A 22,298-nucleotide genomic window follows, 5' to 3' on the forward strand; every position below is an offset into this window, starting at 1 on the left:
TGGCGGCGTCAGCCCGCGCTGCCCGAGAAGGCGACCGAGAGGTACGGGTTGGTGTCCGGCGCCGGCGCCGGACGGAACCGGTTACGACGGTGCCTCGCCCGCTTCTCGGGCGTGCGCGCGGCGCCTTCGGGGTCGGCACCCTCGGCGTCCGGTTCGGGATCCGCGCCCTCCTCGACCGGCTCCTCAGCCGTCTCCTCGACCGGCTCCTCAGCCGTGTCCTCGACCGGCTCTGCGACCGGTTCCGTCACTGCGGCGGGCGGCAGCACACGGCGGTGCCCCTCGGCGGGAGCGGCCTCGGTGACGGTATCCCCACCGGGCTCCTCCGCCGGGGCGAGGGCCGCGGATCCGGCGGCCGCCGGCGTCTCCGTGGCGATCGCCTCCCGCCGACGCAGGCGATGGGCGACGGCGAGCGCCACGAGGTAGGTGACGGTGCCCGCCGCGCCGCCCACGACGAGCGCCCAGGCGAGCGGGCGCGCGATGCCGGGATCCGGCGCGGGGGCGGGCGCGCTGGTCACGGAACGCAGCCGGGTCTGGGTGAGGGCGAGCTGACCGTCGATGGCGCCGAGCGCCGTCTTCAGCTGCCCCACGCCGGTGGTCAGGTTGGCGACGGAGGCGTTCACGTCCTTGCGGGCCGAGGCCAGCTTGGTCAGCCCGTCGCGCAGCTGCCGGGCGGCGCTGCGCGCGGAGGTGAGCGAGGCGTCGGCATTGGCGGAGGCGCTGCTCAGGCTGCTCGTCATGGTCGAGAGGGTGCTGCGCAGGCCGGCCACGTCGTCGAGCGCACCCACGCCCTTCGAGCCGGCGAGCGCGCGGTCGAGCTGTGTGACGGCCTCGGCCGAGCCGGGCGAGGGGTGCTCGATCAGCCGCCCGCGTAGGGCGACGAGCGCCGCGCGGGTGCCGGCGGCGACCTGTTGCAGGCCCTGCGTGCGCTCGAGTGCGCCGCCGAGCGTGGCGGTGGCCCGGTTCACCTGGTTGAGTGCGGCCGAGAGCGAGGAGGCCTCGTCGAGGCCCGAGACCAGCTGCTCGGCGCCGGTCTTGGCGGTGTCGACGCTGTCGAAGATCTGCGGCACCGAGCTCGCCGAGGTGTTCAGCCCGTTGCCGGCCGAGACCACGGCGTTGGACAGCAGCCCGAAGAGCGCGCGCGACTCGTCCGCGGCCTTGAGGGCGACACGCGTGTTCTCGGCGTTCTCCCGTTCCTGGGCCGGTGCGGGCGGAGTAGTCCCCGCAGCGATGAGGAAGGTGGCGCCGCCCGCGACGAGCGCGATCAGCACGGCGATCAGCGCGGTGCCCGTGAGGGCCCACGCCGAACGGGCCGCCGCGCGGAGCGGGCGGGTCAACGTCGAGGTCATGTCTCAACCTTAACGTGAAGTCGAGGCTTTGGCGAAAAGATTTCCGGCGGATGAGATGTGGGACCGCAGTGCGGCCGGGTGGCGCGAGAGCTAGGCGCCCGGACGGTTGACCGTCCCCATCATCAGGGGCAGTCCGATCGCCGTATCGACCACGGAGTACGCGAAGGCCCGGTCCACGACGAACGGGGCGGGGCCCGGCGCGGGCTCGGGGGTCGGCGCCGCGGTCGCGGTGTCGGTGGCGGTGCCCTTCTCGCCCACGGTGAGTACGGCGGCGGCGCGGGCGTCGGTCAGCGACGGCGAACCCGGTGCCACCCCGTCGAGGCCCGGGCCGGCGAAGAGCGCCGTCAGGCCGGCGTCCCGGAGCGGGTCCGCGAGCCCGGTCCAGGTGGAGGTGCGCCACTTCGGCAGGCTCACTTCGTGCGCGGCCAAGGGTGCCCCGGCCAGTGCGATCCTCGCCGCGGTGAACCGGCCCTCGCTCGCCGCCTCGGAGAGCGGGGTTCCGGGGGCGGGCACCACGATCTGCAGGGCGAGCGTGGTGCCGTAGTCGAGCTGCAGCGCCGTGAAGCCCTCGCCCGCGGCGACCCGCGCGGGCACCGTGCCCCGCATGGTCGGCGGGTCGAGCACCGCGCCGTCGGCGGCGGTGAACGGTGCGGGCCGGGTGCGGGCGGCGTCGAACGGGAAGCGCCACGCGGCCGCGAGGTAGGCGGTGGTCGCGGCGGCGAGGCGGGTGCCGGCGTCGGTGCGCAGCGGCGCGGAGGTGAGCCTGCTGCCGGTGTTCACGGCCACCCACTGGCCGAGCGGCTCGCCCACGCCCAGGCCGAAGTCGACGGGGTAGACGCCGGTGTCGTAGGTCTCGGCGAGGGCATCCAGGTATTCGGATCGCACGCGCCGGTCCTCGGGCTGCGTCGCCGTCAGGAGCGCGACCTGCGACTGGAACAGCGGCGTCGCGGGCGGCGTGCCCGTCGGCACCGCGCCGGGGTCGCCCGCCCACTGCGCGGCCTGGCCGGTGAGGGCTGCCATCGCCCGGGGCAGGTTCTTCGCTGCGCCGAGTCCGGCACCGTCGAGCTGCGCGGCGGTCTCGCCCTGCGCCCCCGCTCGGAGCATCCCCAGCAGGCTCAGGATCGACCACGGGGAGACGGCCGTGCTCGCGGCGCGGGGATCGCCGGCCGCGAGTCGCGCGCCGAGGCGCGTGGCGGTGGCGGTGAGAGCGGTCACGTCGTCGCGGGTCTCGTCGATGCCCACCTGTTCGAAGGCGGTCTTGGACCGCTCGAGAGAGAGGGTCTGGGGCGCCGACGGTGCGCCGCCGCACGCCGCGAGGGTCCCCGCGGCGAACAGCGCCATCGCGGCGCGCCGGATCTGCATGAGGGCCATCGTACGGCCCGCGCTCAGGCGCCCGAGCGCTCCAGTAGCGCGCGCCCGTTGTGCCACAGCACCTTGCGCATCCACTCGTCGCCGAGGCCGAGACGCGCGAGCCCGAACAGCTGGTGCGCGTACTGGTAGGGGATGTTGGGGAAGTCGCTGCCCAGCACCACTTTGTCGGCGAGCCCGCCGAGCCGCTCGACGTAACCGGGCGGCATCGGCGCGGAGCGCTCGGTGAAGTCGGTCGCGGCCATGGTCGTGTCGAGGTACACGTTCGGGAAGCGTTCGGCGAGGTCGGCGAACCGGTCGTACTCGGGCATGCCGAGGTGCGCGATGACCAGCGTCAGCTCGGGGTGCCGGCGCAGAACCTCGCCGACGCGGCCGGGCCCCGTGAACGGCCCTTCGACGGGGCCGGAGCCGGCGTGGATCACCACCGGGACCTTCGCCGCCGAGAGGACCTCCCACGCGGGGTCCAGGAGGGGATCGTCGGGCGCGAAGACGCCCACCTGGACGTGCATCTTGAACAACCGCGCACCGTCGGCCACGGCGCGCGCGACGTACTCGCCCACGCCGGGCTCGGGGTAGAGCGTGGCGCAGTGGATGCCGTCGGGCACGCGGCGCGCGAACTCGGCGCACCACTCGTTGAGCCACACCGCCATCCCGGGCTTGTGCGGGTAGGTGAGCGCGGGGATCGCCGTTACGCCCATGCCGCGGATCAGTTCCAGCCGGGTCTCCTCGTCGAACCGGTACCGGATCGGCCATTCCCGCCCGTACTCGGAAGTCGCGCGGTCGAAGAAGTCCCACACCTTGACCAGCATCGGCTCGGGCAGGAAGTGCACATGAATGTCGGCGAGGCCGGGGATGCCGAGGGACTCCAGGTAGGCGGGGATCTCCGCGTCCGAGGTGGGGCCCGGCGTGGTGCTCGGACTGCTCATACCGGTCAATGTACCCAGGCTGGTAATCCGCCGTTCACGGAAATGCGGAGCCGGTAAACTCGACCTTCGACGTGATGTTCGGGGGTGTGTGATGGCGGACGCGGGAAGCACGCAGTGGTTGTCCGACGAGGAGATGGCGGCGTGGCTGTCCCTCATCCATGTGGCTATGCGCTTGCCGGCCAGGTTGGACACGCAGTTGCGCACCGAATCCGGCATCACCCACTACGAGTTCGTCGTGCTCTCGCAGCTCTCGCAGGCGCCCGACCGGACGCTCGGGCTGTCGGCTCTCGCCGAGGCCGCCAACTCCTCGCCCTCGCGGCTGTCGCACGTGCTGCGCAAGCTCGGCGAGCGCGGTTGGCTGGTGCGGCGCGCGGAGGGCCGCTCCGCCTACGCCGAGCTCACCGACGAGGGTTTCGCGGCGCTCGACGGCGCCGCCCGCGGGCATGTCGAGGAGGTGCGCCGGCTGGTCTTCGACCACCTCAGCGCGTGCGACGTCGCGGCGCTGCAAGCTGCGCTCTCCAAGGTCACCCCTGGCCTCGCCGGCGAGGTCTGAGAACGAGGCGTCAGTCCTCGTCAGACCAAGGCTGCCGCCGCGCGCAACAGCAGGTCTCGCGGTGTGCGCAGTCGCGAGGTGAGGGCGACGTGCCGCATCGCTCGGGAGAGCAGCATCGTCCGCTGTCCCGCGCGACGTCGCGCCGATTCGTAGACGCGCAGCGCCGGCGCCGCGTCTCCGTCGAAATCCGCTGCTGCGCCGAGGGCGTCGGCCAGCGCGGCCGCATCGAGCAGGGTCTCGCACGCGCCGCGGCCCAGATTGGGGGCCATCGCGTGGGCGGCGTCACCGAGGAGGGCGATGTTGCCGCGCACGATCCGCGGCAGCCGCGGTACGTCGCGTGAGCGGTAGTGCAGCGCCGTCTCCGTCTCGATCCCCTCGATGGTCTCGGCCACGCGCGGGTCCCACCCGCGGTACATCGCGCGGAGGAAGCCACGCGGATCCTCGTCGGGGTTCGGCGTGCCCCCGGGCACCGCGCGCGGATCGAACTCCGAGTACCAATTGATGTAGCCGCCGTCGCGCGGCGTCACTCCGAACAGCCTTCCCGGGCCCCAGTATTCGGTGAACGTGTCTGTGCTGCCGGGACAGCGGCCGATGAGCACGTCGACGCCCAGCGGCCGCGGCTTCACCTCGCGCCCCACGACGTGCGCTCGGACGACGCTGCCGATGCCGTCGGCGCCCACGATCACGTCGTGCTCCAGCCCGCTGATGCCGGGCCGGCGGTCGCCGAAGCGGACTGCTGGCGCGCACGCGGCGAGGGACTCGAGGAGTCGCGGCCGGGAGATGATGACGGTGGCGCCCTTCGCCCGCACCTCGGGGCCGAGTCGATGCCCGCCAGCGCTGCGGATCTCCGCCCTCCGCTGATCGATCCCGATCGCGCGCACCGCCTTCGCCGCGCCCACTCGCTCGAGCACCGCCATCGCCTCGGGCCACATCCCGAGGGCGGTGCCCGTGGCGGGGAGCGACGGAGCCCGCTCGAAGACGTCCACTGCCCAGCCCTGCTGAGTGAGGAGGGCTGCCGTGGCCAGTCCTCCGATGCCGCCGCCGATGATCGCTGTCGTCGCCATGCTTCCACGCTACTACAAGTGTAGTGCCGAGTACTCTTCGGCGTCATGGGACGACGGCAAGAGGTGCTGGATGCGGCGATCGAGGTGCTCGGCACCCGCGGCCTCCGCGGGCTCACGCACCGCGCCGTCGATGAGGTCGCCGCTGTCCCGTCGGGAACCGCCTCGAACCACTTCCGATCCCGGTCCGCGCTGGTCAAAGGGGTTGTCGAGCGGATGGTCGAGCAGGACCTCGCCTTCTGGGCCGGATTCGACGGTGTCGGTCCAGCGGCCCCCGGTGCTCAGGCCGTCGATGTCCTGCCGCGAGCAGCGGCCTATGTGCGGTGGTCGGTGGAGGACGGGCGGGTGCGTAGCGTCGCGCGACTCAATCTGTTCGCCGCCGCGGCCGTCGAGCCCGAGTTGCAGGAGCCGTTGCGCCGCGGCCGCGCGGCGGTCGAGCGAATGGGCGCGGCCATCGGCGCGGCGATCGGCCTGGGGTCCGCCGAGTCGGCCCTGTTCATGGACGTCTCCGACGCCCTGATCGCTCGCCAGCTGGCCCTGCCGGACCCGGAGTTCGATCCGCTCCCGGCTCTGTCGACGCTGCTCGCCGCCCTGCGCTGCCCCTCGTCATGACGATCGCCAGAGCGATCGCGGCGATCGACATGCTCGCCGCGCTCAGCGCGGGCGAGTAGGCGCCGCCGCCCGCTGCGGCGGTCCATGCGACGTTCGATGCGGCGTGGCCGACGACGGCGACGATCGGCGCCGTGCCCGCCGCAACCACGAGCAGTACCAACACCACCCGCAGCGCCACGGTGAACCAGCACTGCGCGAGGAGATCGGCGATCGAATACCCCGCTTGCAGGTACGGGATCACGTGCCAGAGCGCCCAGGCCGCACCGATCAGCAGGCCTGTCGCGACCGGACGGTGGCGTCGTAGGAGCGCCGGTGCGAGGACGGCGCTCCAGCCGAGCTCTTCGAACGCCGCGGCCATCAGATAGAGCGCCGCCGATGTCGCGAGGGAGGATTCGACCGGTAGCCCGCCCGACGCGATGCCGATCGCCACCGGTGGAATCGTGAGCGCCCCCACGACTGTTGTGGCGCCCCTCGGTCGCCGGACCAGGGCTGCTACCGGCGCCCGCACCCCGCCCGCAGCTACCACGGCGGCGACGGCCGGGCAGAGGAACATCAGCGCACTCATCGGCAGGCCGGTCGGGCCGACGGACGCGTCGGAGAGGGCGCCCCAGAGGTAGAAGGGAAGGCTGGTGATCGCCAGCGTCGCCCAGAAGCGACGAAGGGAGATCGTCCCTGCGGAGCGCTCGATCGGTGGGGGCGACTCCGTCACGATGCCACCCTAGCTGGAGGCGGCGCGATTCGTTCGACTCAATTGAATACACCGAACGTATGAGCGTACACTAGCGGTGTGGGTTGGAGTCACGGGCCGAGCTGGTCGGAGATGGAGCGGGTGCTCTCCGGGCGGGCGCCGGTGCGCCGGGCGGAGGAGCCGCCGGGCGACGGTGGCGATTCCCCGGCCTGGTCCCGCAAGCGGGAGCCCTACGTTCCGCCCGATGGTGGCCCGGGGGCTTCGCAGGTGCCCTACGCCGAGCTGCACGCGCACACCGCGTTCAGCTTCCTCGACGGCGCCGCGCTGCCGGAGGAGATGGTCGAACAGGCCCATGCGCTCGGCCTGAAGGCCCTCGCGGTCACCGATCACAACGGCTTCTACGGGGTGGTCCGGTTCGCCGAGGCCGCGCTGGAACTGGGCGTGCCCACGGTCTTCGGGGCCGAGCTGTCCCTGGAGCACGACGCGATGCGCACCGGTGCCGAGGATCCGTCGGGCGAGCACCTGCTCGTGCTCGCCCGCGGTCAGGAGGGTTATCGCCGCCTCTCCCGCGCCATTGCCGAGGCACACATGGAGGCGGGGGAGAAGGGACTCCTGCGCTTCCACCCGGACCGCCTCGCCGAGTGGTCCGGCGGCCACTGGCACATCCTCACCGGCTGCCGCAAGGGTGCGGTCCGGCGCGGCCTCGCCGCCACGGGGCCCGACGGTGCCGCCGCCGCGCTCGCGCGGCTCATCGACCGGTTCGGTGAGGATCGGGTGAGCATGGAGCTCACCGTCCACGGCGTGCCCGAGGACGACGAACGCAACCACCTCCTGGCCGGCGTGGCCGCACGGATGGGGGTGGGCACCGTCGCCACCACGGGCGCGCACTTCGCCCGGCCCGGCCAGCGGCGCCTGGCGTCGACGCTCGCGGCGATCCGCGCTCGCCGCAGCCTCGATGAACTCGACGGCTGGCTCCCCGCCGCGGGCGGGGCGCACCTGCGTTCGGGCGACGAGATGGCGCTGCTGCTCCCCGAGCATCCCGGCGCCATCGCCGCGGCTGCAGAGCTCGGCGCCGAGTGCGCTTTCAGCCTCACGTTGATCGCGCCGAACCTGCCGCCCTTCGACGTCCCGTCGGGCCACACGGAGGCCACCTGGCTGCGCGAGCTGACCCGGCGCGGGGCGCTGGAACGGTACGGCCCGCCGGAGCGGAACCCGCAGGCGTACCGGCAGATCGAGCACGAGCTGAACGTGATCGAGACGCTCACCTTCCCCGGCTACTTCCTCATCGTGCACAGCATCGTGACCTTCTGCCGCGAGAACGACATCCTGTGCCAGGGCCGGGGCAGCGCCGCCAACTCGGCCGTCTGCTTCGCTCTGGGCATCACGGCGGTGGACCCGGTACGCAACCGGTTGCTGTTCGAGCGCTTCCTCGCCCCCGAGCGCGACGGCCCGCCCGACATCGACGTCGACATCGAATCCGATCGCCGCGAGGAGGCGATCCAGTTCGTCTACCGCACGTACGGCCGTGAGTACGCAGCGCAGGTCGCCAACGTCATCACCTACCGCGGGCGGTCCGCAGTGCGTGACACCGCGCGGGCGCTCGGCTACTCGCAGGGGCAGCAGGACGCGTGGAGCAAGCAGATCTCCAGCTGGGGGTGGCGGAACGATCCGGTGCCGGAAGGGATCCCGGAGCGCGTGGTCGAGCTGGCCACGCAGATCGCCGACCTGCCGCGGCACCTGGGCATCCACTCCGGTGGCATGGTGATCTGCGACCGCCCGATCGCCGACGTCTGCCCCACCGAGTGGGCCCGCATGGAGGACCGCAGCGTGCTGCAATGGGACAAGGACGACTGCGCCGCCGCGGGGCTGGTGAAGTTCGACCTGCTGGGCCTCGGCATGCTCAGCGCGCTGCACTACGCGAAGGACCTCCTCGCCGACCACAAGGGCATCGACGTGGACTTCGCGCAGCTCGATCTCGAGGACGAGAAGGTGTACGGGATGCTGTGCCGCGCCGACTCCGTGGGCGTCTTCCAGGTGGAGTCCCGCGCGCAGATGGCCACGCTGCCGCGCCTGAAGCCGCGGACCTTCTACGACCTGGTGGTGGAGGTCGCCCTCATCCGGCCGGGCCCTATCCAGGGCGGCTCGGTGCATCCGTACATCCGCCGCCGCAACGGGTTGGAGAAGCCGGTGGTCGAGCACCCGTCGATGTGGAAGTCCCTCGAGCGCACCCTGGGCGTGCCGCTCTTCCAGGAACAGCTCATGCAGCTCGCCACCGACGTGGCGGGCTTCTCCCCGTCGGAGGCCGACCAGCTGCGCCGCGCCATGGGATCGAAGCGCTCCACCGAGAAGATGGAGCAGCTGCGGCAGCGGTTCTACGACGGCGCGCGCCGGCTGCACGGTATCGAGGGGGAGGTGGCCGACCGGATCTTCGAGAAGCTCGCTGCCTTCGCCAACTTCGGTTTCCCCGAGAGTCATTCGCAGTCGTTCGCGTCGCTGGTCTTCTACTCCTCGTGGTTCAAGCTCTACCACCCGGCCGCGTTCTGCGCGGCACTGCTGCGGGCCCAGCCGATGGGCTTCTACTCGCCGCAGTCCCTCGTCGCCGACGCGCGGCGGCACGGCGTCGTCGTGCACGGGCCCTGCGTGAACCGCAGCCAGCCGTGGGCGGACCTGGAGAACGAGGGGGCGGAGGTCCGGCTGGGGCTCGCCGCGATCCGCACCATCGGCGACGACCTCGCCGAGCGCATCGTCGACGAGCGGGACGCGCACGGCGCATTCGCGGACCTCACCGACCTCACGGCCCGCGTCGAGCTCACGGTCGCGCAGTCCGAGGCCCTCGCCACCTCCGGCGCGCTGGACTGCTTCGGCCGGGACCGGCGGCAGGCGCTGTGGGAGGCGGGCGCCGCCGCGCGGGAGCGCCCGGACCGGCTGCCGGGCACGGCCACCGCGGGTGCGCCGCCCGCCCTGCCCGGCATGAGTGAGACGGAGCTCGCGGCGGCGGACGCGTGGGCCACGTCGGTCACCGTCGGCAAGTACCCCACGGAGTTCCTGCGACCCACTCTCGACCGCCTCGGCGTCGTCCCGGCCGACCGCCTGCTCTCCCTGCCCGACGGTGACCGGGTCCTGGTCGGCGGAGCGGTCACGCACCGGCAGCGGCCCGCCACTGCGGGCGGCGTCACCTTCATCAACCTCGAAGACGAGACCGGCATGGTGAATGTGGTGTGCAGCCAGGGACTGTGGGCGCGGTACCGACGGTTGGCGCAGTCGGCCCCGGCGCTACTCGTGCGCGGGAAGCTGCAGAACGCCGAGGGGGCTGTCACCGTCGTCGCCGACAGGCTGCAGCGCATGGACCTGTCGGTGCCCATCCGGTCCCGCGACTGGCATTGAGCGTAGCCTCAGGCGAGTGATCGAGGAGGCGGACGAACCGGACCGGACCACCGCGCCGGAGCTGCGCGCGGTGCTCGAGGAGCTCCGCCGCCGCGAACCCGTCTTCCACGGCCCCTCCTGGTGCTCGCTGGCGGCATTCGACGACGCGGTCGCCCCCGACTTCTGGGAGGTCGGCGCGTCGGGTCGAAGGTACAGCCGCGAGCACGTCCGCGCGGTGATGGAGCGGCGGCTGGCATCGCCGCAGGACGAATCGGACTGGGGGACCAGCGAGTTCCAGGTCCGCGCGATGGGCGCTTCCGTCTATCTGCTCACCTACACGCTGGCGCAGCGCGAGCGGGTCACTCGAAGGCTCACCGTATGGCGTCGCCGCGAGAACCGATGGAGCGTGATGTTCCACCAGGGCACCGTCGTCACGGACTGACCCGCCGCTCGGGTTCCAGGACGACGACCGTGACCGCCCGGACGGCCGGGTCCGTCGGGCGGCTGTGGCCTCAGCTCTCGATGACGGCGACCAGGTCGCCTCCGTCCACCTGCGTGGCCCCGGCGAGGGTGACCCGGGTGACGGTGCCGGCGACGGGCGCCGTGATCGCCGCCTCCATCTTCATCGCCTCGATGGTGGCGATCTGATCGCCGACGGCGACCGTCGAGCCCGCGTGCACCGTCGGCGTGACGACACCCGCGAAGGGTGCGGCGACGTGCCCCGGGTTCGTCCGGTCGGCGCGCTCGGCGGCGGGGACCTCGGCCTGTACGGCCCGGTCCCGCACGGAGACGGTGCGAAGCTGCCCGTTGAGCGTGCAGACGAGCGTGCGGTTGCCGTGCTCATCGGGCTCGCCGACGCCCTCCAGCTTGATCAGCAGCTCGACGCCGGTAGCGAGCCGGACGCGGTGCTCCTCGCCCTGCCGCAGGCCGTAGAGGAACTGGTTGGTCGACAGCTTGGAGACATCGCCGAATTCCGCCAGGTGTTCGGTGAACTCGCGCATCGGCCCCGGGAACAGCAGGCGGCTCAGCGACGCCCGCCGCTGCTCCGAGGTTCCCGCGAGCTCGGCGGCCTCGTCGGCCGGCACGTCGCTGACCGGTGCGGCCTCGGCGCGCCCCTCGAGCGCGCGGGTGCGCAGCGGCTCCGGCCATCCGCCCGGCGGAGTGCCGAGTTCGCCGCGGAGGAAACCGATCACCGAGTCGGGGATGTCGTAGCGGCCGGGATCGGCGGCGAAGTCGTCGGGTGAGACACCCGTACCGACCAGGGCGAGGGCGAGGTCGCCCACGACCTTCGACGAGGGCGTGACCTTCACCAGTCGGCCGAGCATGCGATCGGCTGCGGCGTAGGCGTTCTCGATGTCCTCGAATCGCTCGGCCAGGCCCAGCGCCCCGGCCTGCTGGCGCAGGTTCGACAGCTGTCCGCCCGGGATCTCGTGGTGGTAGACCCGCCCCGTCGGGGCCCGCAGACCCGACTCGAAGGGGGCGTAGGCGCCGCGCACGGCCTCCCAGTAGGGCTCGAGCGAGCACACCGCGTCGAGGTCGATCCCGGTATCGCGCTCAGTGTGCGCGGTGGCGGCGACGATCGACGACAGGGAGGGCTGGCTGGTCGTGCCGGAGAGCGGAGCGGCGGCACCGTCCACGGCGTCCGCGCCCGCAGTCCAGGCGGCGAGGTAGGTCGCGAGCTGTCCGCCGGGGGTGTCGTGCGTGTGCACGTGCACCGGCAGGTCGAACTCCTTGCGCAGGGCGGTCACCAGCGTCGTCGCGGCGGCGGGACGGAGCAGCCCCGCCATGTCCTTGATGGCCAGGATGTGCGCACCCGCCTTGACGATCCGCTCCGCGACGCCGAGGTAGTAGTCGAGGGTGTACAGTCTCTCGGCGGGGTTCGCGAGGTCGCCGGTGTAGGAGAGTGCGCCCTCGGCGATCGCGGTGTTCGTCGCGAGCACGGCCTCGATCGCCGGCCGCATCTGCTCGACGTCGTTGAGCGCGTCGAAGATCCGGAAGATCCCGACGCCCGTGGCGGCGGCCTCGGCGACGAACGAGTCCGTCACCTGCTGCGGATAGGGCGTGTAGCCGACCGTGTTCCGGCCGCGCAGCAGCATTTGCAGGCAGATGTTCGGCATCGCCTCGTGCAGGGTCGCCAGCCGCTCCCACGGGTCCTCGTGCAGGAACCGCAGTGCCACGTCGTAGGTCGCGCCGCCCCACGCCTCGACCGACAGCAGCTGCGGCGTCAGGCGCGCCTCGTAGGGCGCGATCGTCGCGAGGGCGGACGTGCGCACGCGCGTCGCGAGCAGCGACTGGTGCGCGTCGCGGAACGTCGTGTCGGTGACCGCCAGCGCCGTCTGCGCCCGCAGGTCCGCCGCGAAGCCCGCCGGCCCCAGGCGCTCCAGCCGCTGCTGCGAGCCCTCGGGCGCGGGCGTGTTCAGGTCGATCGCGGGCAGTTTGTCGTTCGCGTACACCTTGGTGGGGCGGGTGCCGTGGGGCTTGTTGACGGTGACGTCCGCGAGGTAGCGCAGGATCTTCGATGCGGTGTCCGAGGAGCCCCGCGCGGTGAGCAGTTCGGGGCGCTGCTCGATGAACGAGGTGGTGACCCTCCCGGCGACGAAGTCGGGATCGGCCAGGACCGCCTGCAGGTACGGGATGTTGGTCGCGACGCCGCGGATCCGGAACTCCGCCAGGGCGCGTCGCGCGCGGACGATCGCGGTCTCCCGATCGCGCCCGCGGGTGGTGAGCTTGACCAACATCGAGTCGAAGTGCGGACTGATCTCGGCGCCGACGGAGGTGCCGCCGTCGAGGCGGATGCCCGCGCCGCCTGGCGTGCGATAAGCGCTCACGCGCCCGGTGTCCGGGCGGAAGCCGTCGGTCGGGTCCTCGGTGGTGATGCGGCACTGCAGCGCCGCGCCGTTGAGGCGGATCGCGTCCTGCGTGAGCCCCAGCTCGGGCAGGGTGGCGCCGGCGGCGACCTTGAGTTGTGCGGCCACCAGGTCGACGTCGGTGACCTCCTCGGTCACCGTGTGCTCCACCTGGATTCGCGGATTCATCTCGATGAAGACGTGCCGCCCATGAGGGTCGACGAGGAACTCGACGGTGCCGGCGCAGCTGTAGCCGATCGCCTTCGCGAAGTTCACCGCGTCGGTGCACAGCCGCTCGCGAAGCTCGTCGGAGATGTTCGGCGCGGGCGCCATCTCGATCACCTTCTGGTGCCGCCGCTGCAGGGAGCAGTCCCGCTCGTACAGGTGGATCACGTTGCCCGCGGTGTCCGCGAGGATCTGCACTTCGATGTGCCGCGGGTCGATCACGGCCTCCTCGAGGAAGACCGTCGGATCTCCGAACGCCGATTCCGCCTCCCGCGAAGCGATCTCGATCGCCTCCCGCAGATCGGCGATATCGGCCACCCGTCGCATGCCGCGGCCCCCGCCGCCGGCGACGGCCTTGACGAAGACCGGGAAGTGCATGTCCTGCGCCGCGGCGAGGAGCGCGTCGACATCCGACGACGGTGCCGTCGAGGTGAGTACCGGCAGGCCGGCGTCGCGGGCTGCGGCGATGGCCCGGGCCTTGTTGCCGGTCAGTTCGAGCACCGCGGTGGGCGGGCCCACGAAGGTGATCTCCGCGGCCGCGCACGCCGCGGCCAGGTCGGGATTCTCGGAGAGGAAGCCGTAGCCGGGGTACACCGCGTCGGCACCCGACTGCTTCGCGATCCGAAGGATCTCGTCGACACTGAGGTAGGCGCGGACCGGATGGCCCTCCACCCCGATCTGGTACGCCTCGTCCGCCTTCTGCCGATGTGGCGAATTCCGGTCCTCGTACGGGAAGACGGCCACCGTGCGGGCGCCGGTCTCGACTGCAGCGCGGAAGCCGCGGATCGCGATCTCGCCGCGGTTGGCGACGAGGACTTTGTCGAACATGTTGGTTCACCACCGGTCTTCGTGGGACAGACGTCGTGCGCGCGGCCTCGCCCCGAAGCGCTGGAGCACCGCGCTGTCGATGATATGGGTGCACGCCCGCGGGCGCGGCGCATCGCCCCGATCCGGGCCCCGCCTTCCGCGCGCGATCCGGGGGAACGGGGCATGATGAGCCGTCAGCTGCTTGACGGTAGGTGGAGGCGTGGATGAGTGAGACAGTCGAGGGCGCGGACCGGACCGTGGCCGCGGAGCCGGCGAGCGTGCTCGAGCGCGTCCGCGCGTGGTGGTCGCACAGGTACACCTTCACCGGCACCGCGGTCGGTCTCGTCTTCGTGTGGCTGTCCCTGACGCCGTCGCTGCTGCCGCGCGGCCCGCTCTTCCAGAGCCTGGTCAGCGGCGGATCGGGCGCCCTCGGCTACATGTTCGGTGTCTTCGCGGTCTGGCTCGTGCGGTTCATGCGGTCTCAGGACTCCACGCCGCCGGCGCCCCGCACGGCGTGGTGGGCGCTCCTCGGCGTCGGCGTCGTCGGCACGTTCGGCATGGTCCTCTTCTTCGACGCCTGGCAGCGGAGGCTGCGCGACCTGATGGAGGTCGAATACCTGCGCTTCATCGACTACCTGGAGATCGGGGTGCTGTCGATCGTGCTGCTGTACGTCTTCGTCGAGATCGGCAAGGGCGTCCGAACCCTGGTGCGCTGGCTCGCGGGGAAGCTCAACGGCGTCTGCCCGCCGCGCGTCGCCGCGGTCGTCGCCGTCGGTCTCGTCCTGCTGCTGTCGATCGGTGTCATCAACGGCGTCGTGGTGCGCGTCGCGATGGACGCGATGAACAACACCTTCTCGAACGTCAACCAGGAGGGCGAGATCGACCGTCCGGCGCCCACGAGCGCGTTCCGCTCGGGCGGCCCGGGCTCCCTCGTCGAGTGGTCGTCGCTGGGTAAGCAGGGGCGCGTCTTCGTCTCCAATGCGCAGACCGTCGAGCATCTCACCGCGTTCAACGGTGTCCCCGCGATGGAGCCGATCCGTACGTACGCGGGCCTCGGGTCGGTGGACTCCGACGCTCCGAACCGCTACCAGGCGATCGCCGAGCAGACCGCGCGGGAGCTGGAGCGCACCGGCGGGCTGCGTCGCAAGGTGGTGGCGGTGGCGATGACCACCGGCACCGGCTGGGTGAACGAGGCGGAGGCCGGGGCGCTCGAGTACATGTACAACGGTGACACGGCGATCGTCAGCATGCAGTACTCGTACCTGCCGAGCTGGCTCTCCTTCCTCGTCGACAGGCAGAACGCCCTGGACGCCGGACAGGCTCTCTTCGAGGCCGTCGACAAGCGGGTCAAGGCCCTGCCCGAGGGGCAGCGGCCCAAGCTGGTGGTCTTCGGCGAGAGCCTCGGTTCGTTCGGCGGCGAGGCCCCGTTCCTCTCGCTGAACAACCTGCTCGCCCGCACCGACGGTGCGCTGTTCTCCGGGCCCACGTTCAACAACGAGATGTGGGTGCGGCTGACCGCGCAGCGCGACCCTGGCTCACCGGAATGGCTCCCCGTCTATCAGGAGGGCGCCAGCGTCCGGTTCGCCGCCCGCGCCGAGGATCTCGCCAAGCCCTCCGCGCCGTGGAACACCCCGCGGGTGGTCTACCTGCAGCACGCCTCGGACCCGATCGGCCGGTGGACCCCCGACCTCGCCTTCAGTCAGCCCGACTGGTTGCGGGAGAAGCGGGGGACCGACGTGCTCTCGTCGGTGTCGTGGGTGCCGATCGTGACCTTCTTGCAGGTCACGGCCGACATGGCGGTGGCCGTGAACGTGCCGGACGGCCACGGACACAGCTACGTCAAGGCGGCGGCGGACTCCTGGGCCGCGATCCTGGAGCCGCCCGGCTGGACCCCGGAGAAGACCGCGAAACTGCGACCGATCCTCAACAGCCAGACCGGCTACAACCCGCCGGAGGGGTAGCCGCCGGCGCGGCGCACGTGACCCCCGGCGCCGTCAGAGCGCTCCGTCGAAGCCGTTCTGCCGCCAGGCCTCGTAGGCGACGATCGCCGCGCTGTTGGCGAGGTTGAGGGAGCGTCGGCCGGCGAGCATGGGGATGCGGAGCGCCTCGGTGATCCGCGGGTCGGCGAGGACCTCCGGCGGGAGCCCCGTGGGCTCGGGGCCGAAGAGGAGGACGTCGCCGGCGGCGTAGGCGACCTCGTGATGGTGCCGCGCCGCGTGCGCCGTGTAGGCGTAGACCGTGCCGGGGTCGAGCGCCGCCCAGGCGGCGTCCAGGTCGGCGTGCACGCGCACGTGCGCCAAGTCGTGGTAGTCCAGGCCGGCGCGCCGGAGCTTCGGCTCGGAGAGATCGAAGCCCAGCGGCTCGACCAGGTGCAGCTCGCATCCGGTGACGGCGGCGATGCGGATCGCGTTGCCCGTGTTGGGCGCGATCCGGGGCTCGAAGAACAGAATGCGGAACACGGGTGACGATCCTGTCACCCGTGTCCCGCATTCGAGGGACGAGGGGGCGTCAGTCGACCAGGTCGGAGACGCGCTGCTGCAGCTGCTTGGCGCTGCTGCGCAGCTGAATGGCCGAGATGACCTGTACGACGCCGAGGGCGACCGCCCAGATGCCGGCGAACAGCACGAGGACCTCGACCGAGAACGGGTACGCGATGAGCACCGCGCCGCCCGCGACGCTGAGGATGCCCAGGATGACGACCCACACCCGGCTGGGGAGCTGCTTGTCGGAGGCGCCGATCACGACCGACGTGACGCCCGAGAAGATCCAGCTCACGCCGATCCAGATGCCGAGGATCGCCACCGAGTTGATGACGTCGTCGCGGAAGCACGAGACGCCCAGGACGAGCGCGAGGGCGCCGCTGATCACGGTGAGCACGCGGTGCTGCGTCTCGCCGAGCAAGCCGGCGATCACCTGGAAAACGCCGCTCAGGAGCAGGAAGATGCCGAACAGAATTCCGACGACCAGCGTGGTCGGGCCGGGCCAGACCGCGATGATGACGCCGAGGACGATGGACAGCACGCCCAGGGCCAAGATGGCCTGCCACGTGGACTTGACACCTTGCTCGAGGTCCTGCTGGAGGTCCTGCCGAAGGGGATTCTGATGAGTCATGCTCACAGTATCTGTTGAATAGCGAAAGAAAGCGACTCGAACGGCGGAAAACCTCGCGCTGATCCCAGGGCGATAGGATGTGGGCCGTGACGGCGCTCGTACTGGACGGTAAGAAGACTCGCGACGAACTCTTCGAGAGTTTCCGAGCGCGTGTAGCCGCACTACGGGACCGGGGGCTCGTTCCCGGGCTCGGCACCGTGCTGGTCGGCGACGATCCGGGATCGCACTCCTACGTCAAGGGCAAGCACGCCGACTGCGCGAAAGTCGGTATCGAGTCGATCCGCCGCGATCTGCCTGCGGAGATCACGCAGGCCGAGCTCGAGGCCGTGATCGACGAGCTCAACGCGGACCCCGGGTGCACGGGCTACATCGTGCAGCTCCCGCTCCCCCAGCACATCGACGAGAATGCGATCCTCGAGCGGATCGACCCGGCGAAGGACGCGGACGGCCTGCACCCCACCAATCTGGGCCGCCTGGTGCTCGGCGCCGACGGTCCGCTGCCCTGCACCCCGCACGGCATCGTCCATCTGCTGCGCCGGTACGACGTCCCGCTCGACGGGGCGCACGTCGTGGTCGTCGGCCGCGGCGTCACGGTCGGGCGCCCGATCGGCCTGCTGCTGACCCGGCGCTCCGAGAACGCGACGGTCACCCTGTGTCACACCGGCACCCGGGACCTGGGTGCCGAGGTGCGTCGCGCCGACATCGTGATCGCCGCCGCCGGCGTGCCAGGGCTCATCACCGCCGACATGGTCAAGCCCGGCGCGGCCGTGCTCGACGTCGGCGTGAGCCGCACCGCCGACGGCCTGCGCGGCGACGTCGCCGCGGACGTCGCCGAGGTCGCCGGGCACCTGTCGCCGAACCCCGGCGGCGTCGGCCCGCTCACCCGGGCCTTCCTGTTGGGCAACGTGATCGACGCCGCGGAGCGCGACCTCGCGCGTTCGGATTCGGTGTAGTGGCCGAGCCCGCGGCCGAGCAGTACCGCCGCGCCCGGCTGGTGCGCGCGGTGATCGCGAACGCGGGCTACGTCGCCGTCGTCGGAGTGCTCGCCGCGGGCATGGTGCTGGTCGGGCTGGAGTACTGGCGCCGGGGCCTGTTCGTCATCGGCGCGGGCACGGGTCTCGGCGCGCTCCTGCGCGCGTTCCTACCCGAGCGACGGCAGGGGCTCCTGCGGGTGCGCAGCCGATGGTTCGACGTCTCGGTGCTCGCCGTGGCCGCCGCCGCCATCCTGATCGTCTCGTGGGGGATCAACCCGCTCGACACCAAGTAACCCACATACTCGAAACTGCAAATTCTCATTCTTGTATGTAACGTTTCGGCATCGGGTACGATGTGGATAGATAACGGCTCGGTGAGCGATCCGATCGGAGGTGCCATGCGGATTTCGTCCTTCGGCGCTTCTGTGGGCTCCGGTCCCGTGCACTGCGTCCTCCTCGAGATCGAGGACGGGCACGTCGTCGACCGTCAGGCGCGCACCATCGACCCCGGCCCCTACCGGCTCGGGGGTCGTGGCAACCTGCTCTCGTCGGGTTTCGACCTGCTCGCCAGTCACTCGGAGCGCGACGTCGACGCCTCCGCCGTGGCCGTCCGCTCGCGGCGCGACCTGCTCTCCGTCCGCCTGGGTGCGCGGGGAGGCGTGCGCGCCGCGGGGATCGTCCGCGACGCGGACGCCGTCCTTCGGGGCCTCGAGGAGCGGGGCGCCATCGCGCGCTACGACACGGCCCTCGTCGCCGACCTCGGCGCCGACGGTGCCCGTCTGTACACGGTGCGCGACGGTGCCGTCGTCGCCGAGCGTCGCACCAGCGCCGTCGTTCCCGACGGTGCCGGCGCTGCCCCGGCCGACCACGTCGCCGCGCTCGTGCGCTCGGCGGTCGCCGAAGCGCCGACCGTGCCGGAGGCGCTCGCCCTCGTCGGCGCGGGGGCGCTCAACCCCGTGGTGCGGGAGGCGGTCTCCGCGGTCGCACGGGATGCGGGTATCGAGCCGGTGCGCATCGAGGAACCCGAGACCATCGCGGCGTCCGGCGCCGCGCTCATCGCCGCCGATCGCCGGACCGCGGGGACGACACCGTCGTCGCAGGTGGACAGCGGGATCGGCGTCCTGGGGGGACACAGCGTCCGGCTCACCGCGGCGATCCTGCCACTTCTCGTGGTCGCCGCGCTCACCGGCGCGGTTCTCGCCACGGGGTACGCGACGGGCATCATCGGTCCGGCCGCGCGCAGTTCGGAAGAGATGGTTCCCACCTCCTCCGACACCGTGACCTCCGACGTCGTGCCGACCACGGAGGTGACGATCTCCTCGGTCGCCTCCTCGCTGCCGTCGGAGCGTCCGGTCGTCCCCACGACGGTGCCGCGGGAACCGGATCTCGGCAACGTCGTCACACCCACGATGACCACCTTCGCGCCTCCGCCGGTCGTCCCCACCACGACCCGGCAACCGGTGCCGACGACCACGCCGGCCCCGCCGACCTCGCAGAGCACCCTGCCGACCACGATCCTGCCGACCATTCCGACCGGTCTCCCGACGGGGACGCCGTCCGGGACCAGCGCGCCCGGCACGCCCACGGAGAGTGCGGGCAGCGGCACGCCCAGCCCGGAATCGTCGCCGCCCGGTCCGGGCAACGCCCTGATCACCCCCGAGCTGGCGACGCCGGGCAACGGGCTCGTCGCCCCCGGAGCGGCCGGCGGAGCCCAGGGCACGGGCTCCTCGAGCGCGAGCCGCCTGAACCTCGGTCCGGCGCAGTCGAATCCGACCGTGGTGGAGGTGGCGCCGCAGGTGCCCGCGGATTCCGCCGCGGCGCCGATCGTGACCGCGCCGGCGCGCTGACCGATTCCGCCGCGGGGGCGGTCAGCGGCGCGCGTACTCCAGGGTCCGACGCAGCAGGTCCGCCACGGCGTCCATCTCGGTGAGGAAGCCGTCGTGCCCGTCGCGGGAGTGCACGACTACCACGCCGTCGCTCCCGGGCAGCAGATCCGCGAGCTCCTGCTGAAGGCGCAGCGGGTAGAGGCGGTCGGAATCGATGCCACCCACCACCACCGGGACCCGGCAGGAGCGCAGAGCGGCCTCGACCCCGCCGCGGCCGCGGCCCACGTCGTGATGGTTGAGCACGTCGGTGAGGACCACGTAGCTACCGGCGTCGAACCGGTTCACCAGTTTGTCGGCCTGGTGCTCGAGGTACGAGGTCACGGCGTACCGTCCGCCCGCCCGCGGTTCCTCGTCGCCCTGCGGCGCGTTCTCGAACCTGCTGTCCAGCTCGAGCTCGGTGCGATAGGTCAGATGCGCGATCCGGCGCGCGATGCCGAGGCCGGCGTCCGGGTGGACGCCGGTGGCGTGGTAGTCGCCGCCCTGCCACAGGGGATCGGCCGTGATCGCCGCGATCTGGGTGGTCTGCGTGCCGATCTGGTCGGCGGTGGCGCGGGCGCCCACGGCGAGGACCAGCGCAGAGCGGAGGAAGTCGCCGTACATGAGCGCCCACTCGAGCGCCCGCGCACCGCCCATCGAGCCGCCGACGACGGCGGCGATGTCGTGCACGTCGAGCGCGCGCAGGAGTGCCGCTTCCGCCTCGACCTGGTCGCGGACGGTGATCACCGGGAAGCGGGAGCCGTAGGGCCGACCGTCCGGCGCGATCGACGCCGGCCCCGTCGACCCGGAGCAGCCGCCCAGGACGTTCGCCGAGATCACGCACCACTCGCCGGTGTCGACCGCGGCGCCGGGGCCGATCAGTCCGTCCCACCACCCCGCCGCCCGGTGCTCGGCGTCCGCCGGGCCGGTGACGTGCGAATCGCCGGTGAGGGCGTGCAGCGTCAGGACGACGTTGTCGTGGGTCGCCGTGGGGGTGCCCCATCGCTGGAACGCCATCGTCACGTCTTCGAGGACGTCGCCCGATTCGAGGACCAGGGGGCCGAGCGCCACCGTCTGCAGCGCACCGTCGGGAACCCGGGCCCAGTCCGGGGGGCTGTCGAGGGACCGTCCTGTGCGGGTGCTGATGGTCACCGAACCTCTCCTCGCGCTTGCCACCCGGCGGGGACCGCCGGGGAACCAGGTCATCACCCGGGGCACCCCACCGCGGCGGAGGGTTGCCGGTCAGCAAGCCGGGGCTGCGCGCTGACGCTCATGACCGTTTCCCCGCAGCATATCCGACCGGGTGTGCCGTGAACGAGGTCACAGCGTGACCGGGAAGCGGGGAAGGAGGCGGGGCGTTGGACCGTTCCGTGCGTTCTTCCACCCGGACCAGGCTGGCTGTCGGCGCCCTGGCGCTCGGCGGCTTCGGCATCGGCACCACCGAGTTCGCCGCGATGGGGCTGCTGCCCGACATCGCCGCCGACCTCGAGGTCACCGAGCCGGTCGCCGGTCACGTCATCTCGGCGTACGCGCTGGGCGTCGTGGTCGGCGCGCCGCTCATCGCGGCCGCCTTCGCACGTGTGCCGCGCCGGGCGCTCCTCATCGCGCTGATGATCGCCTTCACCGTCGGCAACGCCCTGTCGGTGTTCGCGCCGACGTACGGCACCCTCATGGCCGCACGATTCGTCGCGGGGCTGCCGCACGGAGCCTTCTTCGGGGTGGCAGCGCTCGTCGCGGCGCACCTCGTCGGTCCCGCGGAGCGGGGCCGTGCGGTGGGTCAGGTCCTGATGGGGCTCTCGGTCGCCAATGTTGTCGGGGTGCCGCTGGTGACGTGGCTCGGGACCGCCCTGAGTTGGCGGTACGCGATGGGGGTCGTGGTCGTGATCGGCGTCGTCACCGTGGCCGCCCTGTTGGTCTTCCTGCCGGCGGTGACGATCCCCGTGACCAACCCCCTCACCGAGCTCGGTGCGCTCGCGCGGCCGCAGGTGTGGTTCGCGCTGCTCACCGGGGTCGTCGGCTTCGGCGGCATGTTCGCCGTCTACACGTACATCGCCACCACGCTGACCTCGGTGTCGGGGCTCAGCGCCGCCTCGGTGCCGGCGGTTCTGGCCGCCTACGGCGTCGGCATGGTGATCGGCAACGCCGTGGGCGGGCGCGCCGCGGACGGCTCGGTCACCCGGTCGATCACGGTGGCCCTGGCAGCGCTGGTGGTGCTGCAGGCCCTGTTCTCGGTGTTCGCGCCGCAGCCCTTCCTCGCGGTCACGTTCTTCTTCCTCATCGGCCTCACGGCCTCGGCCCTCGTCCCCGCGCTGCAGACCCGCCTCATGGACGTCGCGGGCGAGGCGCAGACCCTGGCCGCCACGCTCAACCACTCGGCGCTCAACATCGCGAACGCGCTCGGCGCGCTGCTCGGCGGCGCCGTCATCGCCTCGGGCGGCGGGTACACCGCGCCCGCGCTGGCGGGGAGCGCCCTGGCCCTGGCGGGGCTGGTGGTCTTCGGGGTCGGGATGCTGGTCTCCCGACGGACCGCGGAACCTGTCGGTGCCCCTCGGTAGG

The 22,298-nt window shown here is 72.1% G+C and carries 18 protein-coding genes and 1 riboswitch; of the genes, 9 read left to right on the forward strand and 9 right to left on the reverse strand.

Annotated elements, in window-relative coordinates; translation table 11 throughout:
• Positions 1–8 precede the first annotated feature (8 nt).
• The 3 genes from FK529_RS11900 to FK529_RS11910 form a co-directional block, all read right to left on the reverse strand.
• Positions 9–1,346: a hypothetical protein gene (locus tag FK529_RS11900; protein WP_146561348.1), complete on the reverse strand. Its 1,338-nt coding sequence runs from the start codon at positions 1,344–1,346 to the stop codon at positions 9–11.
• 90 nt (positions 1,347–1,436) lie between these two features.
• The gene (locus FK529_RS11905) at positions 1,437–2,708 is read right to left on the reverse strand and encodes a serpin family protein (protein ID WP_158635107.1); all 1,272 of its coding nucleotides are present in this window, start codon (positions 2,706–2,708) and stop codon (positions 1,437–1,439) included.
• A gap of 23 nt (positions 2,709–2,731) precedes the next feature.
• Positions 2,732–3,640, reverse strand: a complete 909-nt coding sequence (locus FK529_RS11910; RefSeq protein ID WP_146561353.1) for an amidohydrolase family protein — start codon at positions 3,638–3,640, stop codon at positions 2,732–2,734.
• A gap of 91 nt (positions 3,641–3,731) precedes the next feature.
• Between FK529_RS11910 and FK529_RS11915 the strand changes: the two genes are divergently transcribed.
• A complete protein-coding gene (locus FK529_RS11915; RefSeq protein WP_146561355.1) occupies positions 3,732–4,193 on the forward strand; it encodes a MarR family winged helix-turn-helix transcriptional regulator in 462 nt (153 codons plus the stop codon).
• A 20-nt stretch (positions 4,194–4,213) separates the two neighbouring features.
• Here the strand turns inward: FK529_RS11915 and FK529_RS11920 are convergent, their stop codons facing one another.
• Positions 4,214–5,257 (reverse strand): FAD-dependent monooxygenase, encoded by a 1,044-nt coding sequence (locus FK529_RS11920; protein WP_146561357.1) that lies wholly within the window; start codon positions 5,255–5,257, stop codon positions 4,214–4,216.
• Positions 5,258–5,302: 45 nt separating this feature from the next.
• Between FK529_RS11920 and FK529_RS11925 the strand changes: the two genes are divergently transcribed.
• Positions 5,303–5,866 (forward strand): TetR/AcrR family transcriptional regulator, encoded by a 564-nt coding sequence (locus FK529_RS11925; RefSeq protein ID WP_146561359.1) that lies wholly within the window; start codon positions 5,303–5,305, stop codon positions 5,864–5,866.
• On the opposite strand, the gene FK529_RS11930 is transcribed toward FK529_RS11925, so the two are convergent.
• Positions 5,751–6,575, reverse strand: coding sequence for a CPBP family intramembrane glutamic endopeptidase (locus FK529_RS11930; protein WP_146561361.1), 825 nt, complete (start codon positions 6,573–6,575; stop codon positions 5,751–5,753). The genes FK529_RS11925 and FK529_RS11930 overlap by 116 nt on opposite strands.
• Positions 6,576–6,653: 78 nt before the next feature.
• On the opposite strand from FK529_RS11930, the gene FK529_RS11935 reads away from it, so the two are divergent.
• The gene (locus tag FK529_RS11935; protein ID WP_146561363.1) at positions 6,654–9,938 is read left to right on the forward strand and encodes an error-prone DNA polymerase; all 3,285 of its coding nucleotides are present in this window, start codon (positions 6,654–6,656) and stop codon (positions 9,936–9,938) included.
• Positions 9,939–9,954: 16 nt separating this feature from the next.
• Positions 9,955–10,359, forward strand: coding sequence for a nuclear transport factor 2 family protein (locus FK529_RS11940; protein WP_146561365.1), 405 nt, complete (start codon positions 9,955–9,957; stop codon positions 10,357–10,359).
• 70 nt (positions 10,360–10,429) lie between these two features.
• Here the strand turns inward: FK529_RS11940 and FK529_RS11945 are convergent, their stop codons facing one another.
• Positions 10,430–13,816, reverse strand: coding sequence for a pyruvate carboxylase (locus FK529_RS11945; RefSeq protein WP_146561367.1), 3,387 nt, complete (start codon positions 13,814–13,816; stop codon positions 10,430–10,432).
• 203 nt (positions 13,817–14,019) lie between these two features.
• On the opposite strand from FK529_RS11945, the gene FK529_RS11950 reads away from it, so the two are divergent.
• On the forward strand, positions 14,020–15,756 hold the full coding sequence (locus FK529_RS11950; RefSeq protein WP_146561369.1) for an alpha/beta hydrolase: 1,737 nt from the start codon (positions 14,020–14,022) through the stop codon (positions 15,754–15,756).
• A 33-nt stretch (positions 15,757–15,789) separates the two neighbouring features.
• On the opposite strand, the gene FK529_RS11955 is transcribed toward FK529_RS11950, so the two are convergent.
• Together FK529_RS11955 and FK529_RS11960 are read right to left on the reverse strand one after the other, a co-directional pair.
• Positions 15,790–16,254 (reverse strand): tRNA (cytidine(34)-2'-O)-methyltransferase, encoded by a 465-nt coding sequence (locus FK529_RS11955; RefSeq protein ID WP_146561371.1) that lies wholly within the window; start codon positions 16,252–16,254, stop codon positions 15,790–15,792.
• 49 nt (positions 16,255–16,303) lie between these two features.
• A complete protein-coding gene (locus FK529_RS11960; RefSeq protein ID WP_146561373.1) occupies positions 16,304–16,906 on the reverse strand; it encodes an HdeD family acid-resistance protein in 603 nt (200 codons plus the stop codon).
• Positions 16,907–16,992: 86 nt separating this feature from the next.
• On the opposite strand from FK529_RS11960, the gene FK529_RS11965 reads away from it, so the two are divergent.
• The 3 genes from FK529_RS11965 to FK529_RS11975 all read left to right on the forward strand — a co-directional run bounded on the left by FK529_RS11965 (position 16,993) and on the right by FK529_RS11975 (position 19,727).
• Complete coding sequence (locus tag FK529_RS11965) at positions 16,993–17,859, forward strand: bifunctional methylenetetrahydrofolate dehydrogenase/methenyltetrahydrofolate cyclohydrolase (protein WP_193559693.1); 867 nt, start codon at positions 16,993–16,995, stop codon at positions 17,857–17,859.
• Positions 17,859–18,173: a DUF3017 domain-containing protein gene (locus tag FK529_RS11970; protein WP_231703049.1), complete on the forward strand. Its 315-nt coding sequence runs from the start codon at positions 17,859–17,861 to the stop codon at positions 18,171–18,173. Before FK529_RS11965 ends, FK529_RS11970 begins: the two co-directional genes overlap by 1 nt.
• Positions 18,174–18,278: 105 nt before the next feature.
• Positions 18,279–19,727, forward strand: coding sequence for a ribonuclease E domain-containing protein (locus tag FK529_RS11975; protein ID WP_146561377.1), 1,449 nt, complete (start codon positions 18,279–18,281; stop codon positions 19,725–19,727).
• 21 nt (positions 19,728–19,748) lie between these two features.
• Here the strand turns inward: FK529_RS11975 and metX are convergent, their stop codons facing one another.
• On the reverse strand, positions 19,749–20,894 hold the full coding sequence (gene metX / locus FK529_RS11980; RefSeq protein WP_146561379.1) for a homoserine O-acetyltransferase MetX: 1,146 nt from the start codon (positions 20,892–20,894) through the stop codon (positions 19,749–19,751).
• A gap of 8 nt (positions 20,895–20,902) precedes the next feature.
• A riboswitch (SAM riboswitch) is annotated at positions 20,903–21,020 on the reverse strand.
• A gap of 176 nt (positions 21,021–21,196) precedes the next feature.
• Between metX and FK529_RS11985 the strand changes: the two genes are divergently transcribed.
• Positions 21,197–22,297, forward strand: coding sequence for an MFS transporter (locus tag FK529_RS11985; protein WP_438947195.1), 1,101 nt, complete (start codon positions 21,197–21,199; stop codon positions 22,295–22,297).
• Position 22,298 lies beyond the last annotated feature (1 nt).

Source organism: Tsukamurella asaccharolytica (assembly GCF_007858435.1).
GTDB classification, from domain to species: domain Bacteria; phylum Actinomycetota; class Actinomycetes; order Mycobacteriales; family Mycobacteriaceae; genus Tsukamurella; species Tsukamurella asaccharolytica.

Bases quoted from the DNA above. Each gene is read 5' to 3' on its own strand.
- FK529_RS11920 (WP_146561357.1), bottom strand. From the start codon at position 5,257: ATGGCGACGACAGCGATCATCGGCGGCGGCATCGGAGGACTGGCCACG.
- FK529_RS11925 (WP_146561359.1), top strand. From the start codon at position 5,303: ATGGGACGACGGCAAGAGGTGCTGGATGCGGCGATCGAGGTGCTCGGC.
- FK529_RS11945 (WP_146561367.1), bottom strand. From the start codon at position 13,816: ATGTTCGACAAAGTCCTCGTCGCCAACCGCGGCGAGATCGCGATCCGC.
- FK529_RS11960 (WP_146561373.1), bottom strand. From the start codon at position 16,906: ATGACTCATCAGAATCCCCTTCGGCAGGACCTCCAGCAGGACCTCGAG.
- FK529_RS11910 (WP_146561353.1), bottom strand. From the start codon at position 3,640: ATGAGCAGTCCGAGCACCACGCCGGGCCCCACCTCGGACGCGGAGATC.
- FK529_RS11950 (WP_146561369.1), top strand. From the start codon at position 14,020: ATGAGTGAGACAGTCGAGGGCGCGGACCGGACCGTGGCCGCGGAGCCG.
- FK529_RS11905 (WP_158635107.1), bottom strand. From the start codon at position 2,708: ATGCAGATCCGGCGCGCCGCGATGGCGCTGTTCGCCGCGGGGACCCTC.
- FK529_RS11985 (WP_438947195.1), top strand. From the start codon at position 21,197: ATGGGGCTGCTGCCCGACATCGCCGCCGACCTCGAGGTCACCGAGCCG.
- FK529_RS11900 (WP_146561348.1), bottom strand. From the start codon at position 1,346: ATGACCTCGACGTTGACCCGCCCGCTCCGCGCGGCGGCCCGTTCGGCG.
- FK529_RS11915 (WP_146561355.1), top strand. From the start codon at position 3,732: ATGGCGGACGCGGGAAGCACGCAGTGGTTGTCCGACGAGGAGATGGCG.
- FK529_RS11975 (WP_146561377.1), top strand. From the start codon at position 18,279: ATGCGGATTTCGTCCTTCGGCGCTTCTGTGGGCTCCGGTCCCGTGCAC.